The organism is Variovorax sp. DAIF25 (assembly GCF_050711835.1).
In the GTDB taxonomy this organism is placed as follows: domain Bacteria; phylum Pseudomonadota; class Gammaproteobacteria; order Burkholderiales; family Burkholderiaceae_C; genus Variovorax.
This window is the reverse complement of the sequence record NZ_CP136637.1, coordinates 1,655,565-1,676,301: the sequence shown is the minus strand read 5'-3', so window position 1 is coordinate 1,676,301 and position 20,737 is coordinate 1,655,565. Positions and strand designations below refer to the sequence as shown.

The 20,737-nt window shown below is 65.8% G+C and carries 20 protein-coding genes; 3 read left to right on the top strand and 17 right to left on the bottom strand.

What is annotated here, in order from left to right; genetic code table 11:
- Window positions 1–3: 3 nt before the first annotated feature.
- The 4 genes from R0232_RS42045 to R0232_RS42030 form a co-directional block, all read right to left on the bottom strand.
- On the bottom strand, window positions 4–960 hold the full coding sequence (locus R0232_RS42045; protein WP_398494243.1) for an ABC transporter permease: 957 nt from the start codon (window positions 958–960) through the stop codon (window positions 4–6).
- A gap of 15 nt (window positions 961–975) precedes the next feature.
- Entirely contained in the window at window positions 976–2,589 is a 1,614-nt protein-coding gene (locus tag R0232_RS42040; RefSeq protein WP_431513300.1) for an ABC transporter substrate-binding protein, read from the bottom strand.
- A gap of 206 nt (window positions 2,590–2,795) precedes the next feature.
- Window positions 2,796–3,545 (bottom strand): isochorismatase family protein, encoded by a 750-nt coding sequence (locus R0232_RS42035; protein ID WP_431513299.1) that lies wholly within the window; start codon window positions 3,543–3,545, stop codon window positions 2,796–2,798.
- Window positions 3,546–3,749: 204 nt separating this feature from the next.
- A complete protein-coding gene (locus R0232_RS42030; protein WP_431513298.1) occupies window positions 3,750–4,517 on the bottom strand; it encodes a TraX family protein in 768 nt (255 codons plus the stop codon).
- 159 nt (window positions 4,518–4,676) lie between these two features.
- On the opposite strand from R0232_RS42030, the gene R0232_RS42025 reads away from it, so the two are divergent.
- Window positions 4,677–5,303 (top strand): hypothetical protein, encoded by a 627-nt coding sequence (locus tag R0232_RS42025; RefSeq protein ID WP_431513297.1) that lies wholly within the window; start codon window positions 4,677–4,679, stop codon window positions 5,301–5,303.
- Between the two features lie 51 nt (window positions 5,304–5,354).
- Here R0232_RS42025 and R0232_RS42020 read toward each other — a convergent pair whose 3' ends face one another.
- The 11 genes from R0232_RS42020 to R0232_RS41970 form a co-directional block, all read right to left on the bottom strand.
- A complete protein-coding gene (locus R0232_RS42020; RefSeq protein ID WP_431513296.1) occupies window positions 5,355–7,259 on the bottom strand; it encodes a type IV secretory system conjugative DNA transfer family protein in 1,905 nt (634 codons plus the stop codon).
- Window positions 7,225–8,337, bottom strand: coding sequence for a P-type DNA transfer ATPase VirB11 (virB11, locus tag R0232_RS42015; RefSeq protein WP_431513295.1), 1,113 nt, complete (start codon window positions 8,335–8,337; stop codon window positions 7,225–7,227). Before virB11 ends, R0232_RS42020 begins: the two co-directional genes overlap by 35 nt.
- Window positions 8,300–9,640 (bottom strand): type IV secretion system protein VirB10, encoded by a 1,341-nt coding sequence (gene virB10 / locus R0232_RS42010; protein WP_431513294.1) that lies wholly within the window; start codon window positions 9,638–9,640, stop codon window positions 8,300–8,302. The genes virB11 and virB10 overlap by 38 nt, the downstream gene beginning before the upstream one ends.
- A complete protein-coding gene (locus R0232_RS42005; RefSeq protein ID WP_431513293.1) occupies window positions 9,637–10,476 on the bottom strand; it encodes a TrbG/VirB9 family P-type conjugative transfer protein in 840 nt (279 codons plus the stop codon). Before R0232_RS42005 ends, virB10 begins: the two co-directional genes overlap by 4 nt.
- Window positions 10,476–11,204: a virB8 family protein gene (locus R0232_RS42000; protein WP_203208215.1), complete on the bottom strand. Its 729-nt coding sequence runs from the start codon at window positions 11,202–11,204 to the stop codon at window positions 10,476–10,478. Before R0232_RS42000 ends, R0232_RS42005 begins: the two co-directional genes overlap by 1 nt.
- 170 nt (window positions 11,205–11,374) lie before the next feature.
- Window positions 11,375–12,421 (bottom strand): type IV secretion system protein, encoded by a 1,047-nt coding sequence (locus tag R0232_RS41995; RefSeq protein ID WP_431513292.1) that lies wholly within the window; start codon window positions 12,419–12,421, stop codon window positions 11,375–11,377.
- A 250-nt stretch (window positions 12,422–12,671) separates the two neighbouring features.
- Complete coding sequence (locus R0232_RS41990) at window positions 12,672–13,406, bottom strand: type IV secretion system protein (RefSeq protein ID WP_208507271.1); 735 nt, start codon at window positions 13,404–13,406, stop codon at window positions 12,672–12,674.
- Window positions 13,399–15,906 (bottom strand): VirB4 family type IV secretion/conjugal transfer ATPase, encoded by a 2,508-nt coding sequence (locus R0232_RS41985; protein WP_431513291.1) that lies wholly within the window; start codon window positions 15,904–15,906, stop codon window positions 13,399–13,401. The genes R0232_RS41990 and R0232_RS41985 overlap by 8 nt, the downstream gene beginning before the upstream one ends.
- Window positions 15,897–16,286 (bottom strand): type IV secretion system protein VirB3, encoded by a 390-nt coding sequence (locus R0232_RS41980; RefSeq protein WP_431513290.1) that lies wholly within the window; start codon window positions 16,284–16,286, stop codon window positions 15,897–15,899. The genes R0232_RS41985 and R0232_RS41980 overlap by 10 nt, the downstream gene beginning before the upstream one ends.
- Window positions 16,287–16,295: 9 nt before the next feature.
- Window positions 16,296–16,631, bottom strand: coding sequence for a TrbC/VirB2 family protein (locus R0232_RS41975; protein WP_431513289.1), 336 nt, complete (start codon window positions 16,629–16,631; stop codon window positions 16,296–16,298).
- The gene (locus tag R0232_RS41970) at window positions 16,628–17,236 is read right to left on the bottom strand and encodes a hypothetical protein (RefSeq protein WP_431513288.1); all 609 of its coding nucleotides are present in this window, start codon (window positions 17,234–17,236) and stop codon (window positions 16,628–16,630) included. Before R0232_RS41970 ends, R0232_RS41975 begins: the two co-directional genes overlap by 4 nt.
- Before the next feature lie 84 nt (window positions 17,237–17,320).
- Between R0232_RS41970 and R0232_RS41965 the strand changes: the two genes are divergently transcribed.
- Both R0232_RS41965 and R0232_RS41960 read left to right on the top strand, forming a co-directional pair.
- Complete coding sequence (locus R0232_RS41965) at window positions 17,321–18,322, top strand: ParA family protein (protein ID WP_431514660.1); 1,002 nt, start codon at window positions 17,321–17,323, stop codon at window positions 18,320–18,322.
- Window positions 18,319–19,227 carry a ParB/RepB/Spo0J family partition protein gene (locus R0232_RS41960; protein ID WP_431513287.1) on the top strand — a complete coding sequence of 303 codons (909 nt, stop codon included), beginning with the start codon at window positions 18,319–18,321 and terminating at the stop codon, window positions 19,225–19,227. Before R0232_RS41965 ends, R0232_RS41960 begins: the two co-directional genes overlap by 4 nt.
- Window positions 19,228–19,619: 392 nt before the next feature.
- On the opposite strand, the gene R0232_RS41955 is transcribed toward R0232_RS41960, so the two are convergent.
- Window positions 19,620–19,868 carry a GlsB/YeaQ/YmgE family stress response membrane protein gene (locus R0232_RS41955; RefSeq protein WP_431513286.1) on the bottom strand — a complete coding sequence of 83 codons (249 nt, stop codon included), beginning with the start codon at window positions 19,866–19,868 and terminating at the stop codon, window positions 19,620–19,622.
- A gap of 369 nt (window positions 19,869–20,237) precedes the next feature.
- The gene (locus tag R0232_RS41950; protein ID WP_431513285.1) at window positions 20,238–20,690 is read right to left on the bottom strand and encodes a YXWGXW repeat-containing protein; all 453 of its coding nucleotides are present in this window, start codon (window positions 20,688–20,690) and stop codon (window positions 20,238–20,240) included.
- Window positions 20,691–20,737: the final 47 nt, after the last annotated feature.

Sequence of the window (20,737 nt, the reverse complement as noted above, 5' to 3'; positions counted from 1 at the left end):
GGCTCAGCTGCGCTTGATGCGCGGATCGAACATCGTCTGGACCAGGTCCACGGCGAGGTTGATGAAAACGAAGAACATCGACAGCACGAGGATGGTTCCCTGCAGCACCGGCAGGTCGCGCGTGAAGATGGCGGTGTTCAGCAGGAAGCCGGTGCCCGGCCACGAGAACACCGTCTCCACCAGGATCGAGCCGCCGAGCAGCTGCGCGAGCTGCAGGCCGGCGATGGCCAGCACCGTGGGCGCCGCGTTCTTCACGATGTGCACGAACACGCCGAAGGGTGGCAGCCCCTTGGCATGGAGCGTCTGCACGAACTCGCGCTTGCGCACCTCGGCGACCGTGCTGCGCACCGTGCGCGCCACGATGCCGGCCGGGATCACCGCCATCGCGATCGCGGGCAGCACCAGCGCGCGCAGGCTGTCGGCGCTCAGCGAGAAAGTGGTGTCGGCGCCCTGCGAGCCCATGCCCATCGCGGGCAGCAGGCCCAGGTTGACCGAGAACACCACCACCAGCACCATGCCGAGCCAGTAGTGCGGAATGCTCACGCCGGTGACCGCCACGGTGGTCACCGCGCGGTCGAGCGTGCTGCCGCTGCGAAAACCCGCCACCAGCCCGAGCAGCAGGCCCGCCGACATGCCCAGCAGCGTGGCGGCCGCGGCGAGCGCGAAGGTGTTGACCACCGCGGGCGCCACCTCGTCGAGCACCGGGCGGCGCGTCACCGTCGACTGGCCGAAGTCGCCGGTGAGCACGTGGCCCAGCCACTTCAGGTATTGCTCGGGCAGCGAGCGATCGAAGCCGTAGGCGGCGCGCACCTCGGCCACCAGTTGCGGACTGGCGCTCTCGGGCAGCACCGCGCTCAGCGGATCGCCCGGTGCCAGGTGGATCAGCGCGAAACAGAACAGCGACACGCCGATCGCGATCGGCACGGTGTAAAGCAGGCGGCGCAGGAAGTAGACGAACATGGCGGTGCTTGGCGCTCAGTCCACCACGACCGGCGTCAGGTCCTGGATCCAGCTCTGTGCCTGCACGAAGCCCTTGACGCGCGGCGACAGCGCGCGCGGGTTCACGTCGTGCACGACCCAGATCCACATGGCCTGGTCGACGATGCGTGCATGCAGTTCGGCCAGGATGCGGTCCTGCTCCCTGGGATCGAAGGTGGTGCGCGCGCGCGTCACCAACTCGTCGGCCTTCGGGTCGTTGAAGCGGCCCCAGTTGTAGCCCGTGGGCACCGGCTCGAACGAGGCCGCGGTCTTGATCAGCGCGATGTCCGGGTCCCAGAAGCCCCAGCTGTTGTTGACACCATGGCGGCCCTTGTTCTCGGGCGCCCAGGCGCCGGCGCGGCGGCGCGCGCGCAGCGCCTCCCAGTCCATCACCTCGAACTCGAGGTCGATGCCGACCTGCTTGTAGTTCTCCTTGATCAGCTCGTTCATCGACAGCGGCTGCATCTGGCCCGAGCCCGAGGGCGCGATCACGATCTTGATGCGCGCCGGGTTGCTCTTGCTGTAGCCCGCCTCGGCCAGCAGCCTGGTGGCGGCGGCCGGGTCGTACTTGATGTCGAAGGCCGGATTGCCGAACCATGGATGGCCCGGCGTGACCATGCCCTTGGCCGGCAGCGCAAGCCCGCCCAGCAGCTTCGCCATGCCCTCGCGGTCGATCGCGAGGTTGGCGGCCTTGCGCACGCGCACGTCCTTCAGCGGCGAGTCGTCGAGCAGGCTGATCTGGTAGGCCCAGACGTGCGGGTACTTGTTGGTCACGATCTGCATGCCGGCCTGCCGCAGTCGCGGCACCGCGTCGGGCGGCGGCGCTTCCACCCAGTCGACCTGGCGCGACAGCAGCGCGGCCACGCGCGTGTTCGGATCGGGCATCGGCAGCAGCACCAGGCGGTCGGACTTCGGCACCCGCGCCGCGTCCCAGTACTGCGCGTTGCGGACCAGCTCGGCGCGCTCGCGCGGCACCAGCTTCTGCAGGATCCACGGGCCGGTGCCCGAGGGCTGGGCTGCGAACTTGTTCCAGTCCTTGCCCACCTCGGCCCAGCGCTTCGGGCTCGAGAAGAAAATGTTGACCAGGTTGTAGGGCAGCACCGCATCGGGCTTGGCGGTACGGATCTGCACGGTGTGGTCGTCGACCTTGGCCCAGCCGCTGATCGCGCTGTAGTACTGCGAGCCCTGGGTCGACTGGGCCTGGTCGAACTGCGGCGCGTCGCGCTTCATCAGCTTCTCGAGGTTCCAGACCACCGCGTCGGCGTTGAACTCGGAACCGTCGTGGAACTTCACGCCGCGGCGCAGCTTGAAGGTCCACAGCGTCTTGTCGGTGGCCGAGACCGACCAGCTCTCGGCCAGCCCGGGCCGCAGCACCGCGGTCTTGTCCGCGCTCGACAGGTCCCAGCTCACGAGCGAGTCGTAGACCGTGCCGCCCATGAAGCGCAGCCCCTCGGTGCCCTGACTTGGCTGCCCGGTGGTCAACGGGATGTCGGCCACGGTCATGCCGACGCGCAGGACCTTCTCGGCCAGCGCCGACAGCGGCAGCAGGCCCGCCGCGAACAGGGATGCGGCCAGCAGCCGCGACGCGAAAGCGCGAGTTCTCGATCTCATATGTGCTCCTCTACGATTCGATGCGACCCCGCTGGCATCGGCTCGGCGGCCGTGTCTCGCGGGGCGGGTGGTGATGCCAAGGGGCAGGTTCCGTGCCAGCGGAACCGACGCCGCGCGGCGCCCGGTGGCCGCCGGGTCTGTCTGCCGCGCAGACAGATCGGGCGCCTCGGCTGTCGCGAGCGCGTACAGACGGACACCCGGAACCATCAGGCCATCGCGGGCTGCCCGTCGGGCAGTTCGAACTGGCCAGCGGGCAAGGTGCCGAGGTAGTCGAGCAGCTCCGCCGTCTTCACCACGTCCGCGTATTTCGCGTGCATGTCGCACAGGTTGATCGCGTGGCTGGCCTGCGCGCGGTCGAAGCAGCCGTCCTCCGCCACCGCCACGCGGTAGTTGAGGCTGAAGGCATCGATCACCGTCGCGCGCACGCAGCCCGAGGTGGTGGTGCCCGTCACGATCACGCTGTCGCAGCCCAGCAAGGTGAGATAGCTCGCGAGGTTGGTGCCGAAGAAGCCCGAGGGCTTCTGCTTGAGGACCACGAGGTCGCGCGGCCCCGGCGCGATCTCGGCGACGATCTCGTTCGCGCCGCGCGAGGACTTCGCGATCTGCTCGCCGTCGTCGCTCAGGCGCGCATCCTTCCAGCGCCAGCTGCCGCCATCCCAGCTGTCGGCGCGGCGCACGCCGGTGGTGTAGATCACCGGCACGCCGCGTTCGCGGCTCTTGTCGATCAGGGCGCGGATGTGCGGGATCGCGAGCCAGGCATCCTCGCCGCAGGAGGTGTGCCAGTTGCGAATCGATTCGAGGATCGGCACCGGCTTCTCATCGCAGAAGGCATAGCTCACGTCGATGACCAGCAGCGCCGGCCGCTTGCCGAAGCCGCCCCTGGCGCCGAAACCGGAGGTGGCGAAGACCTCCTTGTCGCGCGTGGTGAGAAACTTGTCCCATGGACGTTCTTGCATGTTCGAGGCTCCAGGTGGTGTTGAGAGTCACTCGTTCTGCAAACGTCGTGCCCCGGTCGCCGCGCTCGTGCGCAGTGCGAGTCACGTCCCGATTCCCCTCTGAAAGCACGTCTGCGTGCGAGCGTACGGGGTGCGTGGTGCCTGCCTTTGTCATGTGTGCAGCGACGACACTTGTGCGCCGCGCTGTGCGCGCGATCGACACCGCTATGGATTCAAAGCACCGTGCGGGATGCCGGCGAGGTGCAGCACAAGGGCAAGGACGAGCAGGTGTGTGGGGTAGAAGGCATAGAAGACCCATCGACACCGTTCAAGGGGGACATGGATGCGGCTGAACCCCCAGATCAAGGGCAGCGCGGCGAGGGCAGCGAAGTTGCCGTTGACGAGCCATAGGGACGCGGTCGCAAGCAGCCATGCAGTTGCGGTCCTGAAGCTCGGGCGGCGAATGAAGGAGCGCGCGCCCAGGCAGCACAGCAGTCCCGGCCACCAGAATTCAACCACCGTGCCACCAACCACAAAGGTGACCAGTGCCAGACATCGATGGCCAACGGTCCGGAGCTCCAGCAGCCAGGCGATCAGGGTCGCGACGAGCAACGTCGCCATGATGTTCAGTGGCCACCATCCGACAAGCAGCACGAACGCAGGCGTCGCGAGCACACCTGAGGCCGCAAGCCGCTTCACTACACGTCGATGAACACTCGCGGCCTCCACGCGAGGGCGCGCGAGGTTGTACATGAGCGCAAAGCCAAAGAGCGGCATCGCCATGCGACCGAGCAGGTAGAGCGTGGCGACCTGCTCGCCCAGAAGGTACTTGTTGAAGTGGTCCCCCACCATCAACGCCAGCGCGAGCCACTTGAGCGCCTCGAGCGATCCGTCCGCCATGTGCCAGCGGCCGCTGGCCGCCGCTTCGCAGGTGCCGTCCCCACGTGTCGTGGGCGTCGAGGTCTTGATGCGAGCATCACGACGCATGGTCATCAGGCAATGTACGGGGTGAGCCTGCAGGGCCAGCCCGAGGAGGCGCGCCTCTGCCTTGCGAATTCACGGCCGCTCATGGGCATGTCTGTCCCACTCGGCGGCGCGTCCCGGTCCTGGCAGGATGGGCGCTCGCGCCATCGCCACCCGCCTGTCCGGGAGATGGATGTCCAATCCATCGGCGAGCGCGTTGGCGATGCGATGGCGAATGGACGCGAGCAACTGCTGCTGAGAGCGCGGATCGGCAGTGAGGCGCTGGGCATACTGCGCGGCCAGTCGCAGTCCGGCCATGGCGTATGTCAGACGGGGGTCGCGCTGCATCGTCCCTGGCGACGGCGTTCGATCGGCCCGCAGCTGCTGGGCCTCTTGCGCGAGCATGTGCATATGGTCTTGCGTCTCTATACGCCAGTGGCGCCGCTGCGCAAGCACCCGCTCTTCGCCGACAGCGTCTGCATGGCCATCCTGGGCGGGAACTCGAAGCCGGGCGGGTTTCGTGCCCAGGGGCAAGACGACGACCTCGTCTCCGATGCGCGGCTGGGATGCCGCTCGCTGGAGAGCCGCTTCCAGGTCGGCGCCCCAAAGCCTGCGTTCTCCAACCTCCGTGCGCAGGGTCACGTAAAACGAGCTTCGCGCTGCCGGATCGAATTGATAGGGCGCCGCGGCGGCCTCCAGCAACACGCCGCGCACCGGCGCGTGACGCCCGAGTGGACGCCTCGTGCTGACGGTCCCCTGTGGATCGGACCCCGATGGCGGCGAAGGCGCGGCCCCTGGCGGCTGCCCGTCGAGTAGGTCGACGTTGGATGTGGAGTGCATGCGATGGCTTTGGTTGGACCGGACCGCTCAGACCAGCAGGCGGGCCATGAACTCGTCGGTGCGGCATTTCATCTCCGCCTCACTGAGTGATTCGGTGGGGATGTCGACGTCGTCGAAGTCGAAAGAGAAGTCCTTCAGATCCAAACTGCCGTCGAGCACGGCATGGGCTATCTGCAGCTCATCCTTCGCCAACGCATGGCCCGTGCTCGTGGCGGGTGTCGTCGAAGTCGCAGCGCTCGCTCCTGCCGGTGGCGCAGGCGCGGCCATCACAAGCTTCGGGACTTCGGGCGGGGCGATTTCCCGCCGAGCAAAGGATTTGTCCTTGAAGTAGATGATGCGGTGAGCGAGGACGGGCCTGAGTCCTTCGTAGAAAAGGATCATGCGCGCCGGGTCGAGCTCCTTGACTTCCTGGGGCAGCAGCAGCCGGCGCGGCTGTTCGCTGATGCTGACGCTGCCCGATGTGCCTGAGCCGCCCCATATCGGCCGACTGACGCTCTTTTGGCGGACCGTGTAGGTGCCGAGTTCGCGCGAGATGGCCTCGGCATCTTCATACTCTTTCGGCGGAAAAACGATGCGCGCGGCGAGCATCTTGCGAATCGATTTGGCACCCTCCACGCCGTACTTCTCGATCAGCTGCGAGTTGGACTGGACGATCACCACGGTGCGCACGTTGTAGCCGGGCAGGAACGCCGTGGATTCCGCGATCACCGGAATGCGCCCGAGCGCGGGGAACTCGTCGAGCATGAGCAGCAGCTGGTGCTTCAGGGCCGGGTTGCTCTCGGGCAGTTCACGCGTCTGCAAACCGATGGCCTGCTGGAAGAAGAGGTTGAGCAAGGGCTGCAGACGCGCGATGTTGTCTGGGTTGATCTGCACATAGATCGAGATCGGACGCTTGCGCAGGTCGCGAAGATCGAAGTCGTTGGCCGAAGTGGCCGCGTCGATCATGGGGTTGAGCCACAGATCAAGCCGACTCGTGAAGGTCTTGCGGATGCTCGAGGCGGTCGTTGGCGCGAGGTCGATGACGTCGTAGAGACTGCGCACAGCCTCCTGCGACAGCGGGTAGCCGGCGCGCTCGCACGATTCGATGACGCGCTTCCAGTGTTTCTGGAAGCCCTCCGCGTCGCTCGCCATGCCCTGGCGCAGGACTTCACCCAAGGTGCGTGTCGCCCCGGGTGTCTCGAACAGGTACAGCGCGATCCCAAGGAACAGTGATCGCGCGGACGAGGTCCAGAAGGGATCGCCCGCCAGGGGATCCGGGAACAGCATCGTTCCGATGCGCTGCAGGTCGTCGATGCAGCGGTAAGGCGTTTGCGATACATAGCCCAGCGGATTCCAGCGCGAGGAGCGCTCCTGCTCGGACAGGGGATCGAACAGGTGCACTTCCTGGCCCTTGGAAAACCGGAAACCCGCTGTGCGCATGAAGTTCTCTCCTTTCACGTCGCTCACGATGGTGGAGCCGGGCCAGTTCAGCAGGTTGGGCACCACCACGCCCACGCCCTTGCCGCTGCGAGGTGGTGCTTCGACCTCGGCGCCTTGTTGACCCGCGAGCACGAGGTAGCGCGTGCCCAGGCGGCCGAGAACGATGCCGTTGTCTGCAAGCAGCCCGGCCTTTCGGATCTCGCGATGCGTGGCGAATCGGGCCTCGCCATGCAGCGCGCGTCGGCGTGGGACCATCGCGATGGCCACGCCACCGAGCGTGATCCCTTGTGCTCCCACCAAAGCGGCCAGCAGCGATCGACGAACATCGGGTCGATCACCGTAGACAAGCCAATAGTCAACGATCGTCGACAGCGTGGCGCTCTGGGGCGGCAGCTTCATGAGCATCAAGAAGGCGTAGCCGGCCGCCCACAGACCGACCACGGCGGCAATGAGCAACGCGCCCGCGATCCTGAAAGCACTAGGCCAAGGTTCGACGCTTGGTGCTGGGGTCATGCCAGATCTCCTGCACGATGCGTCGCTGCCGCACACGTGCGCATTGGATGACGATGTCCACGCTCAGCTGAGAAAGCTCCACGCCTTCACGCGTGGTCATGCCGTGGCCTGCGGCGCTGCGCTTCATCAACTGAGCGAGTGCCACGAAGGCCATCCGGGCACTGTCGGCATGGACGCTGGTGATCGAGCCCGGATGGCCTGTGTTCACGGAGACGAGATAGTCATAGACTTCATCGCCGGTTCGCAGTTCGGACAGGAAGATGCGGTCGGGACGCTGGCGCTTGGCGCCAGCCAAGAGCTGCCCAGGCGTCACGATCGCCTGTCCCTGAGCACCCTGGGAGTAGAAGAGACGCACGTGATTGGGCTGGTTGCGAAGGGACAGCTCCCTGACGTCTTCGATGGTGATCAGCCGGTCCTCGGGGGGCACTTCGAGAATCAACGCCTTGCTCAGCGTGGTCTTGCCTGAGCCGGTGGCGCCCGACAGCAAGATGTTGCGGCGCAGTTGAACCGCGCGGCGCAGGAAGTCTCCGAACCTGCGTTCGCGAAGCAGGCCCGCAAGCTCGCAGTCTTCGAGGCCCGCCGAGCCCGCCTCCAATGCTGCCTTCAATGCCGCTTCGTTGTAGCGTGTCGGTTCAAAAACGCCCATCGATTCAAGTTGATCGAGCGACCACAGTGCACTGGAGGGACGACGAATCGTGATCGAGACGGTCTGCTCGGAGGTCGCCGGCGGCAGCACGATCTGTATGCGTTCGCCACCAGGCAAGGTGGCCGACAACAACGGTTCTTGGGCCGAGACGCGCTGCTTCGTGAAGTTGGCAACGAGCTTGGCGATCGACATGCACCAGTCGAAGCTCGCGAACGCAAGGATCTCGCGCGTCCATCCCGTCTGCCGTTCCACAAAGGCGCTTCCCGGTTCGTTGATGCAGATCTCCGTGACCTCGGTGTCCTCGAGCAGCGGCATCAGCGGGTCGAGGAACAGCGCCAGCGAGGAGGGCGGCGTTGGCGTGGCTCCCGTCGCCACGCTTGAAGCTTCCGCTCCCTCAGGGTTGGGCTGGCGCGACGCGTAGGGCATAGACATCGCGGAAGTCCACGTCCCGGGCCACCAGGATCTGGATGCGTTCGCCTTGGTTCTTGATCACGGTTGGAGGGATCGCAATGGTGCTACGCAGTACCTCGGTCAGGATGTCCCGGCTGCCTTGGGGACCGATCACCAGCGCACCGCGGTTGGTCAGGCCCGCGCCGCCTTGCTGCCGTGCCGTCAGTGCCTGCATCGTGCCGTCGATGACCGACAGCAGCATCGCCGCGCCGAAACGCTCCCAGAAGTGGGTGTCCACGAAACCCGGCAAGCCGTTGCGCCCCATCTCGTCGGTGCCCGGCGATGCCAGCTGGACGACCACCCCGGTGGGCGTTCTCGCCTCGCTCCAAAGCACGAAAACACGGCCCTGTCCCTGGCGGGGCGAGCCGCGCTGCTCACCCACGTACTTCGTGCCGCGCTCGAGCAGCACTACCTTGCCGTCGGCACTGTAGATGTCGCTGGCACCGATGCAGGTGGTGAGACCTTCGTAGGTCGAATCGATCGCGGTCTCCAAGGTGCAATCGATGAATGCGCCCTTGGGCAGAAGAAAGCGGCGCGTCGGCAGGACCTGTGCTGTAACGGCGGGGGTGCGCGTCGGTCGGAGACTGCCTTCGAGGCCGGGAGGGCTGGAGGGGCTGGAGGGTGGCGGCTGCAAGGCACCCAGGATCTGCGCCATGTTGGGTACGCTGCTTGCCGCCGGCCCGGCGGGGCCGCCGGCGAAAGCGGCCGTTGCTGCGGCTGCGTCAGGCGACGGCGCGTGCCGCATCACGGGCGTTCCGAGCTTGCGCTCGAGCGCAAGCTGGGCTGGCGTCTTTGGCGGTGGTCCGCCCTGCGGCGTCGCGGCTGCTGCGGCCGGTGAGGCGCTGGGTGGCGGTGCGGGGGCCTGTGGTGGCGTCGGCGGCGGATCGATCCGGCCCAGCGGCGGCACCTTGGTTTCGCCGCCGGCGCGGGCCGCCGAGGCCTTCTGTGCGGCCAACCGCGCCTCGCGACCTTTGGCGTACTGGGTGCTGTAGTACCAAAACAGGAAACCGGCACCCAGCAGCAGCATGGTGCCGATGGCCACAAAGCTGCTGATCCTCGACTGGATCGTGCGCTCCCGATTCACCGAGGGAATGGTCCGCTCCCCGTCGATCGCATGGCCGCGCCCGGTGTGGGAGGCATCAGGGCGCTCCGGACCGCGGGGAACGGAATAAAGCTCGCCAGTGCCTGGATCGACCGCGCCCGCGCGGCGGCGCCCGTCGGGCGCTTCGTTGTCGGCGGATGGATTCGCCGGTGGGTTGAGTTCCGGATTCGGTGCATCGCTCATGGTTGCTCTCCCACGGTTGCGCGTTGCACATCGGGCGCCACCGTCGCGTCGGGCGTGCGCGCGCCGCTTGCGAATGCCTTGTTGACCACGCACCCCACGAGCTGACCCCGGCGCAGCACGAGGAGACGCGCGAGGCGATGGATCACGATCTCGTCGGCGTCGATGTTGAAGTTCAGCAATGACTCCGTGCCGTCGTCGTTCTGAACGAACATGGCCGGCAGTTCAGCCTGGTCGGCGAACCGAAGGCGGATGTGGTGGCCGTCGTCGAAGGCGCGGGTCGGCTTGAGCGACTCACTTCCGCAGAACCAGTAGTCCCAGTTGCGCGTGGCTGCCGTGCGGGTGAGCTTCGCCTCCATCTCAGCGCGCTTTCTCGCCTCTTCGGCAGCGCGCAGCGTGTCGGCCGGATAGTTGAACCGGATCGAGTAGATCATCCGTCGAGCCGCGGCCCCGGCGGGCGCCCGGGCTGAGACGATGTAGTCGAAGTGATAGGTGCGACGGTCGGTGAGGATCGTGAGGTTCGTATTGGCCTGCGCTTCCTTCGGCTTGAGGAAGAGGTGGTTGCGCTGCGCACCTACGTCGAAGGAGCCGTTGTCGCCGGAGCCCAGGTTCACGAAGGTCTCGCCTTCGGCGAACTGCAGGTGAATCTGGTAGCCCACATAGCCATGCAGGCTGATGACGTCTTCCGGGTCGTAGTCGATTGTGCGCACGCGCGCATCGACGTGCCCCTCGGCCGGGATCGTTGCGGCGCGCACCGCCGTGTGGGTGGTGCACAGCCAGCCAAGGACCAGCACCAGCACGATCGCGGGCTGGCGGAAAGATGCAAGACGATGGTTCATCAGCGCGCCTGCTTTGCGGGGGAGAGGGGGACGGCGACGGTCGGTGCGACTTCGGGCTCGCGCCGATACTCGACCACCCTGAACCCCAGGGGATTGAGCGAGCGCCATTTGTCATCCTTCGATGGCGGCACGTAAGCGAACTCGATCGTCGCCACCCAATGGGTCGTCTGCTCATCGCCTGTGCCACCGGCTCGGGCGTAGCGGCTGAAGCGAACTTGTGCGAGCTTCTCCTTGCCGCTTTCCAGCTTGAGGAAGGTCACAGCACGCACCTGCGCGCGAATGGCCGTGCCGTCCTTGAAGGTGTTGAGCGGCGAGAGTGGATTGTTGGCGGCCCACGACGCCGCCCAGGCCTGGTTCAGGAGAGGCGAGTTCTGGGAGGCGACCAGTTCGTAGTCGGCTTCGGCGGTCGCATAGAAGTAGCGCTCGCGCGCAATGACGTAGTTCTGCAGCAGGTTACGCGTCACGACCTCTTGAATGTCGGTGGTGCCTTCATAGGCCGGCACGATGTCGACGATGCCGCTGCTGCTGTCCACGCGAATGACCACCGGCACCGGCTGCTTGAGGGGCGTGAGTCCGGCGACGGCGGCCACGGCGAATACCGCGACGGCCGTGGCGGCCGCGGCCACGACCCAGGCGGTCTTGGCTGAGCCTTGGGCGCGACGTGCGCGGTCGAGCTCCCAGCTCTGAGCTTCGAGCGTGTAGCGCTCGAGCGCCTCGTCACGATGCATCTGAGCCTCCTGCAGGACGGGGCGCGGAGGCATCGTTGATGGGTGTGAGGGCGCCTTCGCAGGTCGGAGGTCGGGGCGCTCGCGTGCCGCAGCCGCCAAGTGCGAGGGTGAGCAAGAGTGCGACCATGAATCTCACGTGAGAACTCCTATGAAGTCGGTATCAGAGAGGGTCAAGTCCGGGAGGAAGAGGGGTTCATCACTCGGTCCCTGGGCAGGGTGGGGCGCTGCGCGCTTGCGCCCCTGCCGGCCAGCGAAGCGATCGACGATCCGACCCGGTTGCCTCCCAGGCGACGGAAGGAGTCCCATCGGCTGCCCCGTTCGCCGTGCAGGCCGTCGAGCACGCCGCGGCCGACTTCGTACGCGCTGCGCCTGGTGCCACCGAGCGCCCACTTGGTGAGCCCACCGACAGCGCTGAAGGAGCTGAGCGCAACGCCGCTGGCAAGTCCGGCGGCGATCGGCATCACCTGGCACATCACGAGCAGCACCACCGCGGCGATCAAGGCCATGTTGATGGCATCCACCGTCGTGAGCGCCGCGCCACGTTCCGCGGTTTGAGCGGCGTAGTTCGCAACGACCTGCAGCATGAGCGAGGCGACCATGCTCGCGAGCACCGCGACGAGCGCGTAGTTCGAAAGCTGGGCGACCCATGCCTCGAAGAAGCGCCGTGTCGCTTCGAAGAAGAGCAGGGAGATGAAAATCGGGCCCAGCGCCAGCACGACGGACAGCGCGATCTTCGACAGGGCGAAGAGGAAGAGCGCGTAGACCGCGACGGCGCCGATGATGAGGTAGATGACGGCGCCGGCGATGTAGAAGCCCACATCCCCATTGAGCACACCGCCCCTGCTCCACAGGCTGAATGCGACTTCTCCCCCCTTTTCCCAGATCGTGTCGATGGTCGAGACAGGATCGGTGGCGCCGACGATCGCTGCCGCAAGTTGGGTCGGGGCGTTGAAGAAGGTGTCGACGATGAGCTCATTGAAAGCCCACAGTCTCAAAGCCACACCGAGGATGACCGCGATGAAGAAGATCCGTTTGATCCCCTCCAGAATGGGTTCCTGAATCTTGCCGGTGAGCGAAAGGTATCCCCAGATCATCACGTAGAGCGTTGCCAACGTGATCACCGCGGGCTCGACCGCCGACGCCAGCGCGGCGGACTTCGCGCCCACGAATTCAGTGAGCTGAGAGACGAGCTGCGTCCAAAGCTGCCGAAAGAACATGACTTGGCTCCTGAAGGTTCAAAAATCGTGGGACGCCACTTCGATATCAACCACTGGATGCGCCGACCGGCGTCGTCCGTGGGGTTTTGTGGCCAAGCTCGGTGCGCATGCTGCAAGCGCATCGGGTGATAGCCAGCCCGCTCGCCGCTTGAAAAACCAGCGGCGTCATGCTGAAGTCGTCATGGCGATGCCCACGGCGATGGCGCGCCGAGGCGATGCGTCGAGGGGATGACAGGGGCGGCTGGGGCGGCTAGGGTGTGGGTGTGAATCGCCTGGAAAACTCACCGTGGCCGGACACCACACGCTCTCGGGTTCGCTGGCGAAGCCTCGCCTCGTCGGCCTGCGACACTTGGTAGAGCGCCTGGAGCTTGGTCTGCTCGTTCGTCAGCATGTTCTGCTCCGCCTGGATTCGCGCTTGCAGCTCCTGAATGGCCTTGGGGTCTCGGGCACGCGCGATGGCGGTGATCAGTTGCTGCAGTGCAGAGAACCGTTGGCTGGTGTTCTGAAAAGCCGTTTGGGTCATGCCGTCCAGCAAGGCGGCAGATTGACGACCTTGTTCGACGAGTTGCCTGAGCTCAGGGCTCAGCGCGTCCATCTGCGTCGTCGACAGCACGCTGTTGGCGCTCACGATCGATCGCACCTGCTCCGACAGGCCTGCATAGCCTGGCACAGGCGTGTCGAGCGACTTCCTCAGATCGGCGTAGCTGCTCGGCAAGTAGTTGCGCGCCGCATCGGAGGTCGCAAGAAGCTGCTCCATGCCGCGCGAGCCGCTCATCGACTCGTAGGTCTGCTTGAGCTGCTCCTTGGAGGCCTTGAGCTCGTCGAACTGTTTTTGCATGGCGGAGATCTGCTGTTGCCAGTACATGATCTGCTGGATCAGGTTGGCGATGGCCGCGAAATCGATGACGGGAATCCCCGCACGCGCTTGCAGTGGAGCGAGCAGCGCAGCGCAGGTGACGAGCAAGAGAAGCAGCTTTCTAGGCATGTGGAAACTCCTGGGACGACGGTCGTTGCGAGCCGTGCTGCAGCAGCGCCTCGCGAAAAGGGGTGAGCCACTGAGTGGGGGCGTTGCCATGGCGCTTCATCAGCGCCTGCATGAGCCGGACGTTGCTGGTACGGCCCGAGATGACGCCCAGCGCATCGTCCAGATGCCTGAGGTCCAACTGGGCCACGACGCTGTCGCGGTTCTGCTTGATGAGGAACTGGCGCGATCCGGGCACGAGTTCCTGCTTGACCAGCGCGAACTCACGCTCGGTGAGGTTGAAACCCTCGGTGCAGTCCGCGTGGCTCGCCTCCGGGTTGGGAAAGAGGATCTTGGTGGGCGTCTGCTCCACGATGGCTCGCGCGATGCTCGAGCCCAGCACATGGTGCGTGCTTTGCGTGAAGGTCACGATGTTCGCGTTCTTCTTGCGCCATGTCTCCAGGCCGTTCTTCGCGAAGCTCGCAAATGCGGGGTCGTCCAGCAGCTTGGCGAATTCGTCCATCCAGCACACCAGTGGCCGGCCATCGACCATGCGGTTGACGAGGTGGAAGAGGTACATGGTCAACGGGGCGCGCACCACGTCGTTGTCGAGAAAGTCGGTGACGTCGAAGCCGACCAACGCATGGGCCTCGAGCAGGGGCGCGACGACGTCGTGGTCGTTGTCGAACACCCACGCGTAGTCGCCGCGCTCCGACACACACCACTTGCGCAGCCGCGCGTGCACTCCCTCTGGGTCGGTGACGTCCAGGAAAGCCAGCAGACGCGACAAGCGTCGGTAGGGCGGAGCGAGTGCGAGCGTCCCGTGCAGGGCCTGATCCAGGTCGTCTTCCTGTCGCACGCTCAGGAGCTCGTGAGGCGAGCGCATCACGAGGCGGCGCAGCCATTGCCGCAGGAACTCGAGGTTCGTGGGTACCCCTGCGTCGAGCTGCAGCGGGTTGCAGCCGGTGGGAATGCCGTTCTTCAACGGAAGGTACTGGCCTCCCAATGCCCGCACGAGGATGTGGAGGCCCTCGTCTTTGTCGAAGATGATCTGGGTGGCGTCCAGACGGTTGCAGATCGCGACGATGCAAAACCCGAGAAAGGTCGTCTTGCCCGTACCAACGGGCCCGACGCCCGTGACATGGCCCACGTCGCGGCGGCTGCCGCCGTCGGGGCTGCGCGGGTCGCTCGCATGCAATGAGAAGTAGTAGGGCGAGCCTGCGCGTGTCGTGAGCATCGCCAGCGCATCGCCCCAAAAGTTTCCGCGCGCACGACCCGTCGGGAAGTTATGGAAGGGCGACATGGCCGCGAAGTTGCGGCTGGTGATCGGCGCCTTGCGCGTACGGTAGCCGAAGTTGCCCGGCAACTGCGCCCAGAACGCCGCCTCGAGTGCCAGGTCCTCGCGCGCGACAACCATCCCGGTGTCGCCGAGCAGGTAGCGGGCCCGCGCAATGTGGTCGTTGAGTTGCTTGAGCCGCGGTACGCCCTCGACAGTGCCCGCGCCTTCCTCGGCATCGGCGAGCACATGCAGGCTGAAGTGATGATCGCCGACGACGAAACGGTTGCTGACCAGGTCATCCAGCGCGTCTGCGAGCTCGTCAGCCTGCGAGACGGCCAGATCGCCTGCCGCCGCCATGCGGTTGTGCTGCCGGCGCATCATGTCCACGGCGGTGCCTTTGGCCAGGAATGTGAAGCTCTGCGCGAGGATGAACGGAAAGTCGGCCGTGAGGAGGCCGCTGAACATGCCGGGTGCCGTGGGCGTCGGGTACTCCTTGATGCCGAGGAAAGCACCGATGCGGCTTTGCGTCCCCGAGCGGTACTCCATGGCTTCGTTGCCGAAGAAGGGTCGCGATGTGGCCAGCACCTCGTTGAGCGGCGATCGTGGCAGCGGCATGCGCTGCCACTCCCCATTGATCAGCATTGCGAAGAACTCGAGCAAGGAGGAGAACGGTTTTTGTGTGCCCATCGGCCGGTAGATGCCCAGTGGCTCGGGGTCGTAGCGCTCCAGCGAGGCCAGCAGCTCCTGGCGCAGCTTGGTGCAGGTGTCCAGGGAGTCCTTGAGCTCTGCCAGGGCGCCCTGCGCGTCCGACCGCTTGAGGAAGGCCAGCGCCGCATTGCCGACACGGGTGGACTGGGGGCGGTAGACGATGGACAGATAGAGCTCGTTGACCATGAGCCGCTCCTCGGCCATCTTGCGGCGGTAACGCTGCTCGAGCTCATCGGCAAAGCCGGGGACGGTGCGGCCGGCGGGGTAGCCTGTCTCTCGCCTGCGTACGACGTGGGTCCACAGCGCCAGATGTGGTGATGCGATGTTGCGCAGCAGCACGTTCAGGCGTTCATGCCAGTTGTTGAGGTCCTCGTCGTCAGCGCTCTCGAAGCTTGCGCCCCCCAGGCGCAGGGTCTGGACATAGTCTCCTGAGCGCAGGCGAACCACATGGGCATCGACGTGCGAGGAGAAGGGGATCATCGCGGCCGCGCTCGCTTCGCGGCGCAATGTCGATTCAGAACGGGTGGTCAATCGCACAGCGCACCCTCCACGGCGATCAGCACTTGCACGTGTCGGTCCCGGCGGCGGCCGCGGGCACCGGGCAGGGTCAGAGCGAGCGGGCTGTAAGAGTTGGCGCGCCAGAAGCGTAGGTTTCCGTTGAGCGCCGCTGGCAAGCGCGTGCGGCCCCACAACTGCAGCAGGTCGAAGAAACGTGGCTCGTAGAGGCATACGAGGTAGAGCACGCCATGGATCGGGGCGAAGGCGAGCAGCCAGGCGAGGTTCTTCGTGACGATGAAGGACTCGATGGTCACGACGATGTTGAACATCATGGCGGAGTAGGTCACGCCCCAGACCATGGAGGGCCGGGTCATGCCGACAAAAAGAGGGTCCGCCGTGATGCCGTGGTTGCGATGCATGGCCGCCCCTCAGACGCCGAAGAGGCCTCGGATCCACGAGACGATCTGCGGGCCGCCGAATACCAGCACCGTGCCGATCACCACCGCCACCAGCCACCACCAGCTCAGCCGCCCGAACCAGGCCATCGCACCCGAGACCATCACCGCGACGGCCGCAATGGGTGTCAGGATCGCAACGAGCTGCTGTTGCGCGGCGTTGGCGCCGGTTGCAAACGGGCTGCCCGCATGCGCCATGAGAGGCCACAGTACACACAGAGCGGCGGCGAGCAGGACGCGCAGGGCAAGCGCTGGCGCTCTTGAATGGCGCATCGCCGGACGATGGATATCACGAGCGTTGAAGTTCATGTGCCACTTCCTTCGTTTCTCAGGCTGGGCGGGACAGGGGAAAGAGATCCCGCGGGCGGTGGCGCCGACGCGTCCTCGCTGCCGATGCGTTGCTGATACACATCCCACCAGCGCGTGGGTGCTGCCGCATCCGAGCGGCGCGCGGTGGGCTTCGTGTCCGTCGACCGTGGACTGTCGGCGCTGCGCTGCCGCGGCGCCGCCGGGCTTTCTTGTAAGGCCGTTGCGAGCTCTCGCTCGAGCGCGACCAGATCCCCGAACGCGCGTGCACGCTCCGTGTCGACTTCGGCCGCGCCTTCGGCATCCGCGGCCTTCAGACGCGCCGCATGACGGCGAGTCAAGGCGTCGATGGACGCTTTGGTGTTCTGGAGCTCCTGTCTGAGGATGGCGACGCGCTCGCCGTCGCGCGTTGCTTGCACGACGGGCGGCACGCGGGGCTCGGCGCTGGCGGGAACGCAAGCCAGTGCGGCGAGGAACGCTCCCAGAAGCGTCTTCAGCAGGGCTCCCGGGAACGTCTGCAGGCGCTTTCGTTGGCGCGTTCCTTGGCGCGTTCCCTGGGGCCTTTCTGGCCATGCCGTCAAGCGTGGTGCCGAAGATGCCTTCGCCATGCGCGCGTTGCATCGCATGCAACGCCTGATGGGGTGCCGCACCCCAGGAGGAGGGTTCGAGAAGTTGGTGGAGATTTGCATCAGATGCAATGTCAGTGCGCGAGGACCGCCGCGCCACTATCAGTTCGGGTAGTCATCGGCCGGGCTCCTCTGGTCTCCAATGCGCACCTTTGCCGGCAGGCGTTCTCGACGCCGTCGACCGGCGTCGACGCGCGGGTCCTTTCGGCCGGCGAACTGCGCTGCATGCTGCGGTGCCTGCGCGCTCGCGTCGAGCAAACCTTCGACCAAGGGGATGGCATGGGCAAGGTGGTGGTATTCAGCAATCAGAAAGGCGGGGTGGGAAAGACCACGCTCGCGGTGCTTTACGCGTTTTGGCAACGCGAGAAGCACGACAGATCCGTGTGCCTCATCGACCTTGACACGCAAGGCAACGCCTCCAAGACGCTGCGTGCATATGCCCAGGGTGTGGGCGCAGCCGGGCTTTTCGCGCGAGAGACCGAGGTGAAGGACCAGCTCGCAGGAGAAGGCCGGCTTGCATTGGCGCCGGCCTCGAGGAACCTTGCAGACGTTGAACTCGCCAAGGCGGAAGTTGCCATCCCGGTGTTTCGCCGGAACGTCGAGGCTCTGAGCTCGCTTTTTGATGTGGTGATCATCGACACGCCACCCGCGCTCGGCTTGCGAATGAGCGCCTCACTGATCGCCGCCACCGATGTGGTGTGTCCGATCGAGTTGGAGGAGTACAGCATCGATGGCGTGACCGACATGCTCAAGACGGTCTTCGGTGTGCGGCAGCGCTACAACCCTCAGCTGCGCCTCGCCGGCATCGTGCTCAATCGCTTCAACCCTCACTCCGTGCGGCAAAAAGCAGCGATGCGGCAACTCGTCCAAAGCTTTGCCGAATACATCGTTCCCGCACACATCTCGACGCGCTCGGCCATTCCGGAAGCGTTGTCGCAGGGTGTGTCGGTCTGGGCGCTGGCCAAGGGCTCAGCACGTGACGCGTGCTTGGAGGTAAGGGAGGTCTTCGAGCTGCTACAGCGTCGCATGGATGCGCAAGACGTGGCATCTTCGGGCATGCCATCATGAAGGACATCAAGCCACTCGACCTCAGCGGGCTCCACAAGTTTCGTGCTTCCGAGCTTCTCGATTCAGCTGGCACTGCAAATGCGCTGCAAGCGCCCCTGGAGATCGCGCTCGCGTTGATCGATCCCGATCCCGACCAGCCGCGTCGTCGCGTCGGCGAGCAGGCTCTGGTCGAGCTGAGCGAATCTATTCGCGTGCACGGAGTGCTCGAGCCGGTGTCCGTGCGAGCGAACCGGGCTGCAGCTGGACGCTATCTGATCAACCGGGGGGAGCGGCGCGTGCGTGCCGCTCGACAGGCAGGCCTGATCACGGTGCCCGCCTTTCTGGACGATCGAGCGGACCCCTTCGCTCAGGCGGTGGAGAACCTGCATCGCGAGGACATGTCCCCACTGGACCTCGCGCTGTTTGTCCAACTGCGCGAGGCCGAGGGAATGTCGCGCGCGGACATCGCTCGCAGGCTGGCCAAATCCCGGTCTTTCGTCACGGAGGCGGCCGCGCTGAACGATATGCCGCCACCGCTCAGGCTAGCGATCGACGAAGGGCGCATCGGCCTTGACCTTCGTGGCCTCTACCGACTTGTGACAGCATGGCGCCGCGCGCCAGAGACGGTGGCGGCCGCGTTTGAGCGGGACTCACCGACCACCCGCGCGGAGGTTGAAGCGATGCTGGCCACGCAGGAAGCGCCTGGACCTGCCCCGACGGAGAAGGCCGAGCGCTCTGTTGCCCGGGCGACAGCGACGCGCAGTGCGGGCCGGACGGTGCTGGTGGTCGAACACGGCGGGCGCCGGGGGACATTGCGCATCAAGGCCCACGACGCCGACAAGGGTGAGGTGCGTTTTGCCGACGGGAGTCATGCGGCGCTGCCACTGAGTGAGCTGCGTTTGGTGTGCTGGGCCGCGCAGGAGTAGTGATCGCATCGCAGCGGCTGATTGGCATTCCCGCCGGCGCCGCCCGAAGTAAGCAATTTTCCTGGGGCCGGCAGCGCTCGATCCCCGAGCGGTCGCGTCCCTCAGAAGGTTTGCGAGCCTTGGGCACGCAACGAGCAATGAAGCGTCGTCAGCGAAGGGGCGCCACCAGCTTGAGTGCACAGGCAATCCACGCGTTGCCAGCAGATGGCCTGTCGCTTGCAGGCGCCGAGCCGCCGTCCTCTTAATCGCCGAGCACCTTTACGTTGGCATCGAATGTTTCGGCGATGTCTCGACATGTTTTGTTTCGATCGACAAGCCAGGGCGCCGGGTGTTTCAAGCCTGCCTGCCCTGCCCTGCCCTGCCTGTGCGCCCGCTGCGCTCAGCGTTCTCGTTCAGGAGCGCTTGCGAACGGCGCCGTAGATGGCCAATACGATCACCGCACCGACGACGGATGCCAGGAAGCCTGCCCCAGCGCCCACCTCGTACCACCCCAGGGCGCGGCCCAAATAGGTAGCCAGCAAGGCGCCGGCGATGCCCAAGACGGTGGTCCAAACGAAGCCGAGGGCTTGACGCCCAGGTATGAGGGCACGCGCAACCAGGCCTGCGACGAAGCCGATCAAGATGGTCCAGAGGAGTGACATATGCAGTTTGACTGTGAAGGAAAAACAAGCGCGCAGGTCAGGCGCCCCCCGTGCGGTCGCTGCAATAGCCAGGGCTGATATCCGGAAGCCTCGGGCGCGAGACCCGAGGGGCCCGGGGAACGTCGCCGCGACCAACACAACGTTGAGGCCAGGCGGACGGCGTGCTCGCAGGCGCAATCCGAGAAAGCGAGTCGGATGTCAAATCTCCAGTCCGCTCTTCAGTCTGCAGGCTCTGAAGAGGTTGCTGAGCGTTCGTGCTCTCTGCATGCGTTCTCCGCCCGCGATATCTGCCGGCTCGTCGATGCCGCGGCGCGGTGCTCCACTCGGCATCGGCAGGCATGCTGTCGGCATTGCGCTCACAGGCCTTGCTCAACAACGGCCCTTCTTAGCTTGTCCTGGTGGGCAGTGATACGGACCTTGTTCATGATGGCGATCAGCGTCCCGGTCGCGACGGCGCTCGTGCGTCTCATGATGTTCGTGCCTTTCGCGCCAGCCTTCACGCCGCCGCCAGTTCCCTTCGCTCCAGCGCCAGCCTCCCCGATCCTCGACCCAGCGACCCGGTGCGTAGTCGTAACCTGCGCGGGCCTTCACCCACCGACCTGGGCGCCAGGCATAGTCCTGACCGTTCCATGTCCACCGTCCCGGTACCCAGACAAAGCCGCCTCGCGGCGCTGGAGGCGCTTCATAGCGCGGCGCCGGCGGCGCCATGATGACTAGTCCGGGTACGTTGATGTTGACGGCGACCTGTGCGGTTGCATCCGGGCAGATGCTGAGGAGGGACAGGGCGCCTGCCAGGGCAAGTGCATCGAGATGGAGTTTCATGGGCTCAGCGTTCCTTATTGGTGGGGCTTCGTTTCAACGCGAGCCGC